This is a genomic window from Clostridium sp. M62/1 (assembly GCF_020736365.1).
Lineage (GTDB): Bacteria > Bacillota > Clostridia > Lachnospirales > Lachnospiraceae > Otoolea > Otoolea saccharolyticum_A.
On the sequence record NZ_CP085988.1, the window covers coordinates 532,350 to 546,742 of the forward strand.

12 protein-coding genes are annotated in these 14,393 nt (G+C 50.8%); 10 read left to right on the plus strand and 2 right to left on the minus strand.

Going from position 1 to position 14,393, the window contains the following annotated elements; all coding sequences use genetic code 11:
* Positions 1-18 precede the first annotated feature (18 nt).
* Complete coding sequence (locus LK436_RS02915; RefSeq protein WP_008396980.1) at positions 19-384, plus strand: hypothetical protein; 366 nt, start codon at positions 19-21, stop codon at positions 382-384.
* Positions 385-751: 367 nt separating this feature from the next.
* Here LK436_RS02915 and LK436_RS02920 read toward each other — a convergent pair whose 3' ends face one another.
* Positions 752-997 carry a TIGR03905 family TSCPD domain-containing protein gene (locus LK436_RS02920; RefSeq protein WP_008396978.1) on the minus strand — a complete coding sequence of 82 codons (246 nt, stop codon included), beginning with the start codon at positions 995-997 and terminating at the stop codon, positions 752-754.
* A gap of 404 nt (positions 998-1,401) precedes the next feature.
* On the opposite strand from LK436_RS02920, the gene LK436_RS02925 reads away from it, so the two are divergent.
* The 3 genes from LK436_RS02925 (at position 1,402) to LK436_RS02935 (ending at position 5,030) form a co-directional block, all read left to right on the plus strand.
* On the plus strand, positions 1,402-2,100 hold the full coding sequence (locus LK436_RS02925) for a 5'-methylthioadenosine/adenosylhomocysteine nucleosidase (protein ID WP_008396973.1): 699 nt from the start codon (positions 1,402-1,404) through the stop codon (positions 2,098-2,100).
* A 259-nt stretch (positions 2,101-2,359) separates the two neighbouring features.
* Positions 2,360-3,439, plus strand: coding sequence for a hypothetical protein (locus LK436_RS02930; protein WP_008396969.1), 1,080 nt, complete (start codon positions 2,360-2,362; stop codon positions 3,437-3,439).
* A 241-nt stretch (positions 3,440-3,680) separates the two neighbouring features.
* The gene (locus LK436_RS02935; protein ID WP_008396968.1) at positions 3,681-5,030 is read left to right on the plus strand and encodes a glucose-6-phosphate isomerase; all 1,350 of its coding nucleotides are present in this window, start codon (positions 3,681-3,683) and stop codon (positions 5,028-5,030) included.
* Positions 5,031-5,213: 183 nt separating this feature from the next.
* Here LK436_RS02935 and LK436_RS02940 read toward each other — a convergent pair whose 3' ends face one another.
* On the minus strand, positions 5,214-6,533 hold the full coding sequence (locus tag LK436_RS02940; protein ID WP_347476052.1) for an acetyl-CoA hydrolase/transferase family protein: 1,320 nt from the start codon (positions 6,531-6,533) through the stop codon (positions 5,214-5,216).
* A gap of 147 nt (positions 6,534-6,680) precedes the next feature.
* Here LK436_RS02940 and LK436_RS02945 point away from each other — a divergent pair, with 147 nt between their 5' ends.
* The 6 genes from LK436_RS02945 to tkt all read left to right on the plus strand — a co-directional run bounded on the left by LK436_RS02945 (position 6,681) and on the right by tkt (position 14,140).
* Complete coding sequence (locus LK436_RS02945) at positions 6,681-6,947, plus strand: hypothetical protein (protein WP_008396964.1); 267 nt, start codon at positions 6,681-6,683, stop codon at positions 6,945-6,947.
* A gap of 121 nt (positions 6,948-7,068) precedes the next feature.
* Entirely contained in the window at positions 7,069-8,166 is a 1,098-nt protein-coding gene (locus LK436_RS02950) for a hypothetical protein (protein WP_008396962.1), read from the plus strand.
* 151 nt (positions 8,167-8,317) lie between these two features.
* On the plus strand, positions 8,318-8,917 hold the full coding sequence (gene yyaC / locus LK436_RS02955; protein ID WP_044930873.1) for a spore protease YyaC: 600 nt from the start codon (positions 8,318-8,320) through the stop codon (positions 8,915-8,917).
* Between the two features lie 139 nt (positions 8,918-9,056).
* Positions 9,057-10,511 carry a LysM peptidoglycan-binding domain-containing protein gene (locus LK436_RS02960; protein WP_008396957.1) on the plus strand — a complete coding sequence of 485 codons (1,455 nt, stop codon included), beginning with the start codon at positions 9,057-9,059 and terminating at the stop codon, positions 10,509-10,511.
* 304 nt (positions 10,512-10,815) lie between these two features.
* Entirely contained in the window at positions 10,816-12,099 is a 1,284-nt protein-coding gene (locus LK436_RS02965) for a DUF5711 family protein (protein WP_227910162.1), read from the plus strand.
* A 61-nt stretch (positions 12,100-12,160) separates the two neighbouring features.
* Complete coding sequence (tkt, locus tag LK436_RS02970) at positions 12,161-14,140, plus strand: transketolase (RefSeq protein WP_008396953.1); 1,980 nt, start codon at positions 12,161-12,163, stop codon at positions 14,138-14,140.
* Positions 14,141-14,393: the final 253 nt, after the last annotated feature.

The following is a 14,393-nucleotide window of genomic DNA, read 5'->3' on the forward strand; positions in this document are numbered from 1 at the left end:
GTTTGAAGGAGGTGTGAGGTGGGTACAAATCAGAATGAAAATGAAACAGATCAAGAATTGGACAAGCGCCTGAAATGTGCCTGCGGATGGGACGAAGAGCAGCTTCTGAAAGAATTGGAGGACGCAGAAAAAGAGATATCTGAGGAAGATCTCCCTCTGTCCGGAAAATACAGCTTTGAAAGACTTTTAAAGGATATCGAGGAGAGAAAGATTGAGCCTGAGAGAGGGGACAGGGAGGAAGCAGAATCAGGGCAGAATTTAGAGACTTCCATGTCAGCAGGTGAGGGAGAAGTCTGTTCACTTCAGCAGCTCGTTATCCTGATAAGGGCATCTGTGGCAGCCGTTACAGCAGCGTCTGCTATGCTTTTCCTATGTATGTTCTAAATTGACCTGACGCTTGTATCAGACAAAGCAGGCGGATAAGAAAACGGCTAATGGGAAAAGGGAATCCGCTATATGAAAAGAATCGTTTGAAAAGAAATGGCTTTCGGAAGCAGGGGAAAGTCCGAGAGCCTGTGGTTAAATACATAACGGTGCAGATAGTGCCTGCAGAGAGGGACTGCCGCAATAATCATCCGTACATGGAAACGTGAAAACGGACATCAGGCGGAGAATAACATCTGTCCTTCAGATATTTCATTGCGGCAGCTCCTTCTTAAAACTGAAAACGGGTGAAAAGAATACCAGCAAAACAGAAGGGTACTAATGTACACATAGTGAAGAATGGGTACTCAGGGAAGGCTCTTCTGATCTACAGTTTGGCCTTGTATTGCTTTAAGGCATTGGCAAGCTGATCGGGACAGGAGGTAGGGCGGAAGCCGCAGCGGATTCCGTTAAGTCTGGAAATCACCTCGTCAATATCCATTCCCTCCACAAGGCGGGCAACTCCCTGTGTATTTCCTGAACAGCCGCCGATAAAGCGCACATTTGTCAGCTTATTGTCTATAATATCAAATTCAATTTCACGTGAACAGACGCCATTCGTAGCATAAATCATGATAAAATCTCCTCTCTGATATAATAAATGGAACCCTTTTCTTTGCTGATTGAAAAGAGCTTTTCTGTAAACAGATATAAAAAGACTGCAGCAGTTCTGAAACAGACTCTGCGGGAAAAGGCTTTTAAGGTCTGCAGATTTTCTTTTCACAGTGGATTATACCCTCCTTTAAAAAGAATTGTCAAGAAAAGGGAGATCCTCTATAATAAGGGGAAGCAGCAGTCTGACGCGTTCTTTCCGGAGCCCTATATTCGCTCTTTGCAGGAGAGAAAAGAACAGACGAAACAGATGTTTTAGGTTATCCATATGGCCGTACGGTGTTGGCTATGAGTGAAAAAATCTGAAGAATAAGACAAATACAGCCCACAGAGGGTGGAAAATGCAGGACAAAAGGAGGCAGACAAATGCTTGGTATTATTGGGGCAATGGATGAAGAAGTTGCAAAGATTAAGGAGGAGATGGAAGAGGCTGAGGTTATAACTGTGGCCGGTATGGATTTTTATGTTGGAAAGCTGGCAGGAAAAGATGCAGTGGTTGTGCGTTCCGGCATCGGTAAGGTAAACGCAGGCATGTGCACACAGATTCTGGCAGACAGATTCCATGTAGATGCAGTGATCAATACGGGGATTGCAGGCTCACTGAAGAATGAAATTAATATCGGTGACATTGTTATCTCCACAGACACGGTGCAGCATGATATGGATGCCAGCGGGTTTGGATACAGAAAGGGACAGATTCCAAGGGTGGATACCTTTTCCTTTAAGGCGGACGAGAAACTGAGCAGTCTGGCTCTTGCCTGCAATGAGAAAGTAAACCCGGATATTCAGGCCTTTTTGGGGCGCGTAGTCAGCGGTGATCAGTTTATTTCCGACAGAGATAAGAAGAAATGGCTGGCCCAGGAATTTGAGGCGAGCTGCACGGAGATGGAGGGCGCTGCCATTGCCCAGGCAGCATACCTGAACGGTATTCCTTATCTGGTAATCCGTGCAATTTCCGATAAGGCAGATGACAGCGCGGGGATGGATTACGCGGAGTTTGAGGCTCAGGCTATCCGCCATTCCGTAAACCTGATTCTGGAAATGGCAAAGAGGATTTCCTGCTAAAAGGATAGGAGACAGAGCAGGAAGAGTGTCTGCGGCACAGAGATTGAGGAGGCGGTTCAAGCAAAATGTGACGCAATATTTCCAGATTCGCAGGATGTCCGGTCCGGATGGCCTGCAGCGGTGTGCAAATCCCCGAAAAGCTTTATTTTATGGGGGAATTTGACGATCGATTCTAAGCCCTTCTCTCTTTTCAAAGACAGGACAGGCGGCTATAATAAAAGCCATCTGGAAAAATCTGGAGAAGAAAGGGGAGCTTTTTATGCTGGAAATTTTACAAACAGGAAAAGCATTGTATGCGCTGGCGGCTATCGGCATCATAGGTGTCTTAAGCAAGCTCGTCACGCGCAGCCTCTACAAAAGACTGATCCGTGAAACGGATAATATGGCGGCCACGAAGAACAAAAACCTGAAAATACTGAAGCAGAAGCTGGAGAACGCCTGCCGGCTGAACCAGACCATTGTGAACACCCAGGCTTATCTGGAACGTCAGATGTACGGGTTTCGGTTTATGAAGGTTTCTCTTCAGAGCTGGAATAATGTTTCTCTCCAGATGGCAATTCTGGGAATTATGGCAGGAGGGGCAGCCTCCTTTGCCTCCTACTGGTACAGGCTGGATTCCTATTACATTGTGCTTTATGCGTCGGCAGGGGCTTTTCTGGGGCTTTTTCTGGCTTTTCTGGAGAGCAGCTTTAATATTGGGCTGAAGCAGCAGCGCCTTGCCAATGCCCTTCTGGAATATACGGATAATTCCGTGTTTGTCCGCGCTGCCAGGGAAAACGGCGGAAGGGATGAGCGACTTCAGGACAATGTGAGAAGGCTTCCGGTGAGAGAGATTGGGACAGACCGGGGAGACGACAGAGAACTCATAATCCGGGAGAATGAGCTGAGGGACGGGCTGATTCGGGATGCGGTAAAAACTTCTGCCCAGACAAGAGGACAGGTACAGCAGGACAGGCGTTCTGGATTTAGTGACAAGCACGTGGACAAGCCAGCCGGACTTAAAAGGCTGAAGGCAGAGAAGATGGTAAAGGCGAAAAAGAGTGCAGCTTCGGCAGGGGAGGACACACTCTCAGCCTTTGACACAGCGCAGTCATCAGCTATTGGAGGAATGGAGGGAGGCGTTTCAGAGAGGGGAGAGGCGCCGGCAGACGCTTCCAGAAAGGAGCAGGCAGGCCGTCTGGGGGCTGTGAGGGATATTGACTATTTAAAACACAGTCTGGAACAGATTGCGGCCAGCAGGGAAAAGACAAAGAAGGAGGAGGATTGGACCAAGGAGCTGGCTCCGGAAGAGATGAAGGTGCTGGGAGAGCTCATAAGGCAATACTTTTCCGCAGATTAAAAAACGGCGGTCCCGGCTGGGAGAGACAAAAGCATGGGGCAGACAGGCGGCAGGTGAAAAGGAAGACAGGGCGAAAAAGGGTGTGTATGCAAACGGAAGAAGGATGTTGATAAATTTATAACAGATTGCTATAATAGCGTTAAACGCATAGGCGTCAGGAACTGGGCTGCCGGCCGGCTAAAGGACGGACACGGCATTCCCATGATCAGAGTCCGACACATAAGAAAAGGAGAGAGAACAAATGGGCAGAGAAGTGACATTTGACTATTCCAAAGCAGCTTCCTTTGTGAGAGCCGAGGAGCTGGAAAACATGAAGAGCGCAGTTATGTGCGCAAAAGATGTGCTTGTAAACAGGACAGGTGCGGGAAATGACTTTTTAGGCTGGATTGATCTGCCGGTTGACTACGATAAAGAAGAATTTGCAAGGATCAAAAAGGCAGCTGAGAAAATTCAGAGTGACTCCGATGTGCTTCTGGTTGTGGGAATCGGCGGCTCCTATCTGGGCGCAAGGGCTGCCATTGAATTTTTAAACCACAGCTTTTACAATGTGCTTCCCAAGGGAAAGAGAAAGACACCGGAAATCTACTTTGTAGGAAACAGCATCAGCAGCAAGTATATTAAGGATCTGCAGGATGTGCTGGAGGGAAAGGATTTCTCCGTCAACATTATCTCTAAATCAGGCACAACCACTGAGCCGGCTATCGCATTCCGCGTATTCAAAAAGATGCTGATCGATAAGTACGGAAAAGAGGAGGCTGGAAGAAGAATCTACGCAACCACAGACAGGGCCAAGGGAGCTCTCAAGAACCTGGCCAACGAGGAGGGCTATGAGTCCTTTGTGGTTCCGGACGATGTAGGCGGCCGTTTTTCCGTGCTCACGGCAGTGGGACTTCTCCCGATTGCAGTCAGCGGAGCTGACATTGACAAGCTGATGGAGGGCGCTGCTTCAGGAAGAAAAAAGGCCCTTGAGGCGCCGTACGAGGAGAACGGGGCTCTCCTGTACGCGGCGATCAGAAATATTCTCCACAGGAAGGGAAAACAGGTGGAGATCGTTGCCAACTACGAGCCGAGCCTGCACTATGTATCAGAGTGGTGGAAGCAGCTCTACGGAGAGAGCGAGGGCAAGGATCAGAGAGGCATTTTCCCGGCAGCCGTTGATCTGACAACGGATCTTCACTCCATGGGACAGTTTATTCAGGACGGCTCCAGAATTATGTTCGAAACCGTGCTGAATGTGGAGGAATCTCCTGCAGAGGTTCTGCTTGACAGGGAAGAGGTAGACACAGACGGCATGAATTATCTGGCCGGAAAGAGCGTGGATTTTGTAAACAAGAGCGCTATGAACGGAACAATTCTGGCCCACACAGACGGAAACGTGCCGAATCTGCTTGTAAATATCCCTGAGCAGAATGAGTTTTGCTTAGGCGAGCTGTTCTATTTCTTTGAGTTTGCCTGCGGAGTGAGCGGATATCTGTTGGGCGTGAACCCGTTCAACCAGCCGGGCGTTGAGAGCTACAAGAAAAACATGTTTGCTCTCTTAGGAAAACCGGGATATGAGGAAGCCAGAGAGGAGCTTTTAAAGAGACTCTAGGACTTTACGGGAGCAGATTCATATTCCTTTTAACGCTCCCGCATAAATAAAAGAAGACGCTGTCCAGCCTGATTCAGACTGGACAGCGCCTTCTTTTATTTCATGCCCACAGTCAGCCTGCAGGCTGTTCTGTCCGGGCTTTCAGAATATCTGTAACACACCCCAACATTCAGTATAGAACCCCTATTTAAAGGTTTCTGCCGCGTATCTGGAGAGTTCCTCCCTGAAGTCCGGGTGCGCAATTGAGATCATGGCTTTAGCTCTCTCCCGGAGAGACAGGCCTGAGAGCTTTGCAACGCCGAACTCTGTGGCAACGTACTGGATCATGGTTCGGGGTGCGGAAACCGTGCTCTGGCCCGGGATGAAGGGGACAATGTTGGATTTTAAAGTGCCGTCCTTTTTGCGGTGGGTGGAGGCCAGGCAGATAAATCCTTTTCCGCCCTCTGAGCGGAAGGCGCCCTCCAGGAAATCCAGCTGGCCGCCTGTGCCGGAGAGCTGTCTGCTGCCGGCGGATTCGGCATTTTCCTGACCCATCAGATCCAGCTCCACACCTCCGTTGATGCTGATCACATGTTTCATCCGGCTGATCCGCTCCGGTGAGTGGACATAATCCACATCAGCAGGGCAGAAAAGCTGAGGCTCCTCGTCCAGCCAGCGGTAGAGCTCCTGAGAACCCATGGCCAGATTCCAGGTGGAAAAGCCGGTGTCAATTTCCTTTTTCCGGTTGGTGAGCTTTCCTGCCCGGTAGAGGGCCAGAAAAGCATCGCTGATGGTCCCTGTATGGCAGCCCAGATCCCGTCTGTCAGACTCTGCCAGAAGGTTTGCAACTGTAAACGGAACCCCGCCGACTCCGAGAGAGAGAACGGCTCCGTCCGGGATCTCCTCCACTACATGGCGGGCGATGGCGATGTCCGTGTCAGAGGGCTCCCTGTAGGTGCGGACAGGAAGCGGTTCATGCTCGCCCTCCACGATGTAGTCTGCTTCGGACAGATGGACTCTGTGGGAGCCGTTTACTCCCTGGAGCCTGGGGAGATGCTCGTTGATCTCAAAGATAACTGTCCGGGCATGTTCAAAAATCGTTCTCCAGGCATAGTTGGAGATGCCCAGGCCGCAGTAGCCGCTGTCATCAGGGCGGGAAACGGGAACAAAGGCCACATCCACGCGGATGTGTCTGCGGTACAGCTCAGGCAGGGAGCGCAGAATCATAGGGATGAACTGACACAGTCCGCGGCTCTGCAGTTTTCTCTCGTAGTCGCCGATATGCCAGCTGTAGTATGTAAAGGCAGACTGCTCTGGGTCGCTTTCCACAACCTCAATTCTGGGGCGTATCACAAGACCTCCCCGGACTTTGACATCCTTCAGCTCCTCCTTTCTGGCCGCCAGGGCCCGATCCATCAGCTCCGGAAAGCCGGCGCCAAATCCGTAATCAACCCAGTCACCGGAGCGGACAGCCTTCGCCGCTGTCTCCGGCGTCACGAATTTGCTTCTGTAATCATTTGACATAATCAGTGTTCCTTTCAGCTTTTGCAGTTTTTGATTAATCATACCTTAGAAAGATTCATATTTCAACAGTGAAAAAACACCTTGCGAAACAGGCGGCTCCGTGCGACAATAAACGGGACAGGAAAAAGACAGGAGAGGAGAGAGGGTATGTTCCGGCTTTGGGCGAAAATTTGGAAGGACAACAGGATGCAGAGGGACACGGTGATTGAGAACGCAGACTACTCCATGTCCAGAACAGCCATGGTGTTTGACGCCATTGAGAAGGTCTGCTATGAATTCGATCTGGGACAGCCGATCTGGCTGGATGCAAATATTGAGGACTTCAGGCGCCATGACAGGACGAGATTTTCAAAGGACAATTTTGTAGAGTCCATTGAGTTTGATTATCTGGAAATACAGGTGATTGAGGAGTAAAAAGGAGAGCAGAGGGGCTATGCCGGAGAACGGCTTTCTGATATAATCTTATACAGAACATTCAAAGGCTTCAGGAGGAAAAGACAGTGCAGAGAAACAATGGCTGTCTGGGAGGAACAAAATGGCACAGACAATAACGGACTTCAGAGAATTTCTGACAGATGCGAAGCAGATTGCCGCAGAGCTTTCAGAGCTGGAGCAGTCTGAGGCGCAGGCCAGAGAGGAGGAGAGCAGGCTTCTGCGGACTCTGGAGGCAGAGAAAAAGGCAGTCACAGACAATATCAACCAGACTGTAAAGCGCCGCAGGGATGAGATCAGCAAGAGCTATGACAATGAAATTTCCATCACACAGGATCGGTTAAAGAAGACAAGAGCAAGAAGGGAAAAGGCAAAAAACCAGGGGATAAAGGATCGGATTGAGGAGGAAACCTCCGAGCTTCACCTGCACAACCGGGAGCTTAAGGTGAGGATGAAAACCCTGTTTCAGAAGGAGCATGTACCTGCTTTCTGCCAGAGTGGATTTTATTATGCCCTCTATTTTCCAAGAGGGTTGAAAGAATCGCTTATTCTTCTGGCCACGCTGATTGTCTGTTTTCTTCTGATCCCCTATGGGATTTATTCTGCAGCTCCGGTTCAGAAAACGGTTTATCTGATTCTGATTTACTTTGCCTGCGTGCTGGTATTTGGCGGGCTTTATACAGTGGTGGGAAATATGACAAGAGGGCGTCACCAGAAGGCCCTCAGAGAGGGACGGCAGATTCGGAATGTCATGCAGTCCAACTACAGAAAGATACGTATGATCACCTCCTCCATAAAGAGGGACAAGAATGAGTCTGTCTACAACCTGGAAAAGTATGATGACGAGATTTCTCAGCTTGAGCAGGATGTGGACGACATGCTGAAAAAGAAGAAGGATGCGCTAAATACCTTCGAGAATGTGACCAGGATGATTATTTCCGATGAGATCGCCCAGAACAGCAGAGAAAAGCTGGAGGCTATGGAGGCCAGGCACGAGGAGGCTTCCAGCCACCTGAAATACATTCAGACGATTCTTCAGGAGAAGCGAATCTATATGACAAACACCTATGAAACGTACCTGGGAAAGGAATTTCTGAGTGCGGAGAGAATTGAGGCCTTAAAAACGATCATAGAGGCCGGCGAGGCGTCAAATATCAGCGAGGCCATAGAGGTTTACAGAGGGCGCGGAAAGAAGGAATAGTTTCACATCAGGTAATAGGAAGCAGAGGAAAGGAAAAACCTGAAAGGCAAAAAGAAGGCCTTTCAGGTTTTTCCTTTCTGCATATTTTTGGGACACCCTGTTTATAATAGAATTAATTCAGAATTTAATTTTAATGACGGGCGGTTGTGATATGAAGATTTTGGAATGGATGGCAACAAAGGACAGCCGGGATATCTACTATTTTAACTCAGACAGGAATTTCGAGGCGGAGGCCTTTGCGGCCAGGCTTCATCAGATGATAGAGGAGGAGAAGCTGCGCCAGGGAAAAAGAGGGGTTGTGTTTCTCTGCATTGGCACCGATCGGTCCACCGGGGACAGCCTGGGGCCGTTAATCGGATATAAGCTCAGGAAAATGGAGGTGTCCGGCGCGTCCGTGTTCGGAACTCTGGAACGGCCGGTCCACGCCATGAATCTGGAGGACTATGTAAGGGTGATACAGAGCTGCTATCATGACTGCCTTGTGGTGGCGGTGGACGCGTCGGTAGGAAACAGGGAGCATATAGGGTATCTGACACTGGGAAAGGGGGCCCTGAAGCCGGGACTCGGCGTCAGCAAGGAGCTTCAGGCAGTGGGGGATATTTTTATCACCGGAATTGTGGGCAGCTGCAGCAGCTATGATCCGCTGATGCTTCAGAGCGTCAGGCTTTCCGTGGTCATGCGGATGGCCGACTGCATCAGCAGAAGCATAGGAATTGTCGAAAAATTATGGGATAATGCTGCCCTCGTTTGACAAGTTTTTTACAGGCTCTGTGATATGATTTCCCAGATGGAAGAGGGCCGCCGTTTTCTTACAGACAGACGGCGGCTGAGAAATATGCTGCAGGGGGACAAGCTCTGCTGCAGAAAACAGAGAAGCGGGGTGAGCCTGAATGGGAGATTTATATGAGCCATTATCAAAGCTGCCGAAAAATATAAGGCAGATAGGAGACCGGGACGATACGGTCAAGCTGTACATGGAGGACTACGTAAGCACATATCTGAAACGCCTTTTTCCCACTGGAGGACAGGATCTGAGAGTGGGGCTTTTGCTGGGAACGGAGAAAACCGAGGATGGGACTCCGTTCATTTTCGTGGATGGGGCCCTGGAGATGGAGGATGTGACAGCCGAGGGAGAAAAGGTGGTATTTACGGAGGCAGCCTGGAAGAAGGCTTACCAGAATATTGAGGAATCATTTCCCAGAAGAACCGTGCAGGGCTGGTTTCTCTGCGGGGCGCCCGGCTGCGCCTTAAGCCCCCTCAACTACTGGAAGCAGCATGGCCAGTATTTCAGCGAAAAAAACCAGCTCATGTATCTGAACAGCGGCATCGAGGGAGATGAATCAGTTTACATAACATCAGACGACGGGTTCTACAGGCTGAAGGGGTACTGTATCTATTATGACAGAAATCAGATGATGCAGGATTACATGATCTGCAGGAAGGATGTAAAGCGGGTGGAATCCGGCGCAGGGGACCGGGTGATCCGGGATTTCAGGGAGAGGATGGAAGACAGGAAGAAGGAAGCCATGAGCCACAGGCATACAGTCAGAAACCTGGGACTTGTGTGCAGCACCATGTCCCTGGTGATTCTGGCAGGCGGAGTGACAATGCTCAATAATTACCAGAAAATGCAGGAGATGGAAACGGCTCTTGTCTCCGTGCTTCCAGAGGGAGCAAGACCCTGGGACAGGGAGGATAACAGAGAGGAGAGCGTACCTGTGGTGGTGGAAGAAATAAAGGGGAATGTGTACCCTGAGGAGACGGATTCACAGAGCCAGAACTCTGAGAATGGAGCTCAGTCAGTTAAGCTCTCTGACGGCACTTTGTATCTGGAGGACACAGCTGAGAGCGCGGGGACAGAGAAAATGGGAGAGCTCTCCTCAGAAAAAGCTCCGGTGGGGAGCCAGGCAGAAGGAGGGGACAGCAGCGCAGTCCGGTCAGAGCAGGCTTCCAAAGCAGAGAGCGGGGAGATAAAGGCTGAGAGCAGTGAAGCTCCAGAAGAAAAGTCAGAGGCAGAAAATCAGGAGGCAGACTCAGGGGGAGAAGAGACGGGGGATGCCGCCAAGGACCAGAAAGACAGCACAGCTGACAGCCAGCCAGACCCAGAATCCGGTGAGGTTTCTGTGCCGGTGACAGATATGACCCCCGGGGCAAAATATCTGGTGGGAGAAGGAGAAACCCTGTACGGGATCTGTTTTAAGCTGTATGGAAATATCAATTATGTGAAGGACATCTGCGCGCTGAACGGAGTGTCGGACATCAACCACATTATGGCAGGACAGAAGCTGATTCTGCCGGCGGAAGTGCCGGTACTGGAGGAGATGAAAGGAGCGGTGGAAGAGTAGACTATGCGCAGCAAAAGCAGCCTGATGCTTGGCGGGACAGAGCAGGGCTGAGCAGCTGCGGCAATACGTCTTTTTGGAAAAAAGTAGTTCATATCTCCCATAATCTGTTGTATAATCGGTGATATAGCAAAATGACATACAGAAGAACCTGACCCCTGAAGGCAGGCAGCAGGCGCTGTCAGGACCACGGGAGGCAGGGCAGATCAATCCATGGATCATAACGCATATGGTATCAGACAGCGGCACGGCTTCCGGGCAAGAGGCCTGGGGCGTTGTGTGGATTGACATGACGGGAGATATGCAGATGAGTAATATGGACTCTATGGAAAGAGAACGAAAAAAAAGACAGCTTAGAGAACGGATGATCAGCTCGTCGGGATCGCCGGATTCTTCCGGAAGGGGAGGAGGCCGCAGTCTCAGCGAGGAGGAGATTGTCCGAAATGCGGAGAGACATACAAGGCGAAAGAGAATCCGCCTTCTCGCGGCAGTAGCAGTGCTTGTGATTGCGGCGGCGGGAATTTTCTATTATTACTTCTATGTGCGCAGGTATGAGACCTATAAGGTAGACTGGGAGCGGCAGGTTCCGGCCAGCGAGGGAGGTTTTTCCGGGTACGAGAGCTTTGGGAGCAATGTTCTCAAGTACACCAAGGACGGCGCGTCCTATATCGACGGAAAAGGAAAGGTAGTCTGGTCGATCAGCTATGAGATGAAGTCTCCTATCTGCTATGTGAACGGAATGTATGCCGTGATTGCGGACAGGCAGGGAAATGATATTTACATATGCAACGGGGAGGGACTCAGAGGACAGGCCAAGACCACGCTTCCTATTATGCGGGCAGCCGTGTCTGCCCACGGCGTGACGGCAGCTCTCCTTGAGGACAGCACCGCCTCCTATATCACCTTTTTCAAGGAGGATGGAAGCAGCCTGAACTGGGGGATTAAGACGGTCATGTCAAAGAGCGGGTACCTGATGGATGTGTCCCTGTCTCCGGAGGGAACCCAGGTGATGGTTTCCAATGTTTACCTTCAGGATGCGGGCATCGGAAACCGCATTGCATTCTACAATTTTTCCGAGTATGGAAAAAGCTATCCGGATCGTCTGGTAGGCGGATTTGAGGAGATGAAGAGCAGTCTGATTCCCAGAGTGCGGTTCCTGGATGAAACGCACGCCTGTGCCTTCGGAAATGGCCAGATCGGTTTCTTTTCCCTGGAAAATGAGACTTCCCCGGCTATGACTGCCCAGCTCCCCTATGAGGAGGAGATAAGGAGTATCTGCTATTCAGACAGGTATGTGGGAGTGGTGGTGGACAGCGCGCAGGGCGAATACGATTACAGGCTCGACGTTTACAGCGCGTCGGGAAAGCTGAAATTCAGCCAGCCCTTTAACTTCCAGTACAGGGATATTGTGATTGACGCAGATATGGTAATTCTGTATAATGAGAACTCGTGTGAGATTTACAATATGTCCGGAAAATGCAGATTTTCCGGTTCCTTTGACTTTACATTTTCTGCAGTAAGGGCAGGAAAAATGAAAAACGAGCTGATTTTTACCGGCGGTGACACCATAAGGAGCGTTCATCTGAAGTAGCCGGTACGATGAGACAGAGAAACTGCTACACCATTAATATAAATTTCAGGAGGTTATACGAATGAACCAGATTGACACACTTTCCATTAATGCCATCCGAATTTTATCAGCAGATGCGATTCAGAAGGCAAACTCCGGCCATCCGGGTCTTCCCCTCGGCTGCGCTCCCATCGGATATGAGCTTTTTGCACACCATTTAAGCTATAATCCGGCAAACCCAGACTGGTTTAACAGGGATCGCTTCATCCTTTCCGGCGGCCACGGATCCATGCTTCTCTATTCTCTTCTTCACCTGTTCCGGGTGGGGAATCTCACAAAGGAGGATCTGATGAATTTCAGACAGGTGGGCTCCAGGACACCGGGACATCCGGAGTACGGCCACACAACAGGCGTTGAGGCCACCACAGGCCCTCTGGGCGCGGGAATGGCCATGGCAGTGGGAATGGCTATGGCTGAGGCTCACCTGGCAGCCGTGTTCAACAAGGAAAACTATCCGGTTGTGGATCACTTCACCTATGTGCTGGGCGGCGACGGCTGCATGATGGAGGGTATCTCTTCAGAGGCCTTCTCCCTGGCGGGAACTCTGGGACTTTCAAAGCTCATTGTCCTCTATGACTCCAACCGTATTTCCATCGAGGGAAGCACGGACATCGCATTCCGGGAGAATGTGGAGGAGCGCATGCGCGCCTTCGGCTTCCAGACCATCACAGTGGAGGACGGAAACAATATCGACGCCATCGCCATGGCTATTGAGGCGGCAAAGAGGGATACAGAGCATCCTTCCTTTATCACAATCAAGACAGAGATCGGCTACGGCTGCCCGGCCAAGCAGGGCAAGGCCAGCGCTCACGGAGAGCCTCTGGGCGCTGAGAATGTGAAGGCCCTCAGAGAGAATTTAAACTGGCCCTGCGAGGAGGCTTTCTTCGTGCCGGAGGAGGTTTACCGTCATTTCGATCAGCTGTCCCAGGAAAAGGCGGAGGCAGAGGCTGCATGGAACGTGATGTTTGCGGCTTACTGCGAGGAGTATCCTAAGATGGAGGCTCTCTGGAACCAGTACCAGAACGGCACGGCAGAGGAGCTGTTAAACGATGAGTCCTACTGGACAGCTCAGGAGAAGGCAGATGCTACCCGCTCTATCTCCGGAAAGATCATCAATGTATTGAAGGACAGGCTTCCGAACCTGTTTGGCGGAAGCGCGGATCTGGCTCCGTCCAACAAGACATACATGAACGGAGAGGGAGACTTCTCCAAGGAGGACAGAAAGGGAAGAAACCTGCACTTTGGCGTGCGTGAGCTTGCCATGGCTGCCATCGGAAACGGAATTGCCCTTCACGGAGGCTTAAGGCCGTTCGTGGCTACCTTCTTCGTGTTCAGCGATTATGTAAAGCCCATGGCCCGCCTTTCCTCCCTGATGGGTGTGCCGCTCACCTATGTGTTCACCCATGACAGCATCGGAGTGGGAGAGGACGGCCCGACCCATGAGCCTATCGAGCAGCTGGCAGCTCTGAGAGCCATGCCGAATTTCCATGTGTTCCGTCCCTGCGACGCTATGGAAACACAGGCTGCCTGGTACAGCGCAGTTACATCAAAGCATACTCCTACAGCCCTTGTGCTCTCCAGACAGAATCTGGAGCCAATGAAGGGCAGCAGCAAAGAAGCCTTAAAGGGCGGATATATCCTCGAGGACTGCCAGGGAACACCGGACGCAATCCTGATCGCCACAGGATCCGAGGTGGGACTGGCTGTAAAGGCAAAGGCTGAGCTTGAGAAGGAAGGAATGAAGATCCGCGTGGTTTCCATGCCTTGTATGGATCTGTTTGAGGAGCAGACTGCAGAGTACAGGGAGTCAGTGCTTCCGAAGGCAGTGAGAAAGAGGGTTGCAGTGGAGGCGCTCGGCGGATTCGGCTGGGAGCGGTACACAGGCCTTGACGGAGCCGTTGTCTCCATGAAGGGCTTTGGAGCCAGCGGCCCGGCAGCAGAGCTGTTTGAAAAGTTCGGATTCACCGTTGAGAATGTGGTGAATGCGGTGAAAAGCCTGTAGGGTGCAAGATACGGAGAAGAGAACCGATTTCTTAAGAAATAGAACAGAGAAAGTCAGATGAAAAACGGCAGTCCGCGCTTCTTGGCGGGCTGCCGTTTTCTGACTGGCAGTGCAGAGATCTTTTGTTCAGGCAGCAGTGCGGTCCAGCAGGACTGAGCCGTAGGTTTGGGGAAACATATCTTGCAAATAAAAGAGGGTTCCTGTATACTTGAAAAAGACAGAGGTCAGCCCTGGCTGACCATGCAGAATGCAG

Coding starts and splice junctions, on each gene's coding strand:
- LK436_RS02925 (WP_008396973.1), top strand. CDS start 1,402: ATGCTTGGTATTATTGGGGCAATGGATGAAGAAGTTGCAAAGATTAAG.
- tkt (WP_008396953.1), top strand. CDS start 12,161: ATGAACCAGATTGACACACTTTCCATTAATGCCATCCGAATTTTATCA.
- LK436_RS02950 (WP_008396962.1), top strand. CDS start 7,069: ATGGCACAGACAATAACGGACTTCAGAGAATTTCTGACAGATGCGAAG.
- LK436_RS02940 (WP_347476052.1), bottom strand. CDS start 6,533: ATGTCAAATGATTACAGAAGCAAATTCGTGACGCCGGAGACAGCGGCG.
- LK436_RS02960 (WP_008396957.1), top strand. CDS start 9,057: ATGGGAGATTTATATGAGCCATTATCAAAGCTGCCGAAAAATATAAGG.
- LK436_RS02965 (WP_227910162.1), top strand. CDS start 10,816: ATGAGTAATATGGACTCTATGGAAAGAGAACGAAAAAAAAGACAGCTT.
- LK436_RS02930 (WP_008396969.1), top strand. CDS start 2,360: ATGCTGGAAATTTTACAAACAGGAAAAGCATTGTATGCGCTGGCGGCT.
- yyaC (WP_044930873.1), top strand. CDS start 8,318: ATGAAGATTTTGGAATGGATGGCAACAAAGGACAGCCGGGATATCTAC.
- LK436_RS02945 (WP_008396964.1), top strand. CDS start 6,681: ATGTTCCGGCTTTGGGCGAAAATTTGGAAGGACAACAGGATGCAGAGG.
- LK436_RS02920 (WP_008396978.1), bottom strand. CDS start 997: ATGATTTATGCTACGAATGGCGTCTGTTCACGTGAAATTGAATTTGAT.
- LK436_RS02935 (WP_008396968.1), top strand. CDS start 3,681: ATGGGCAGAGAAGTGACATTTGACTATTCCAAAGCAGCTTCCTTTGTG.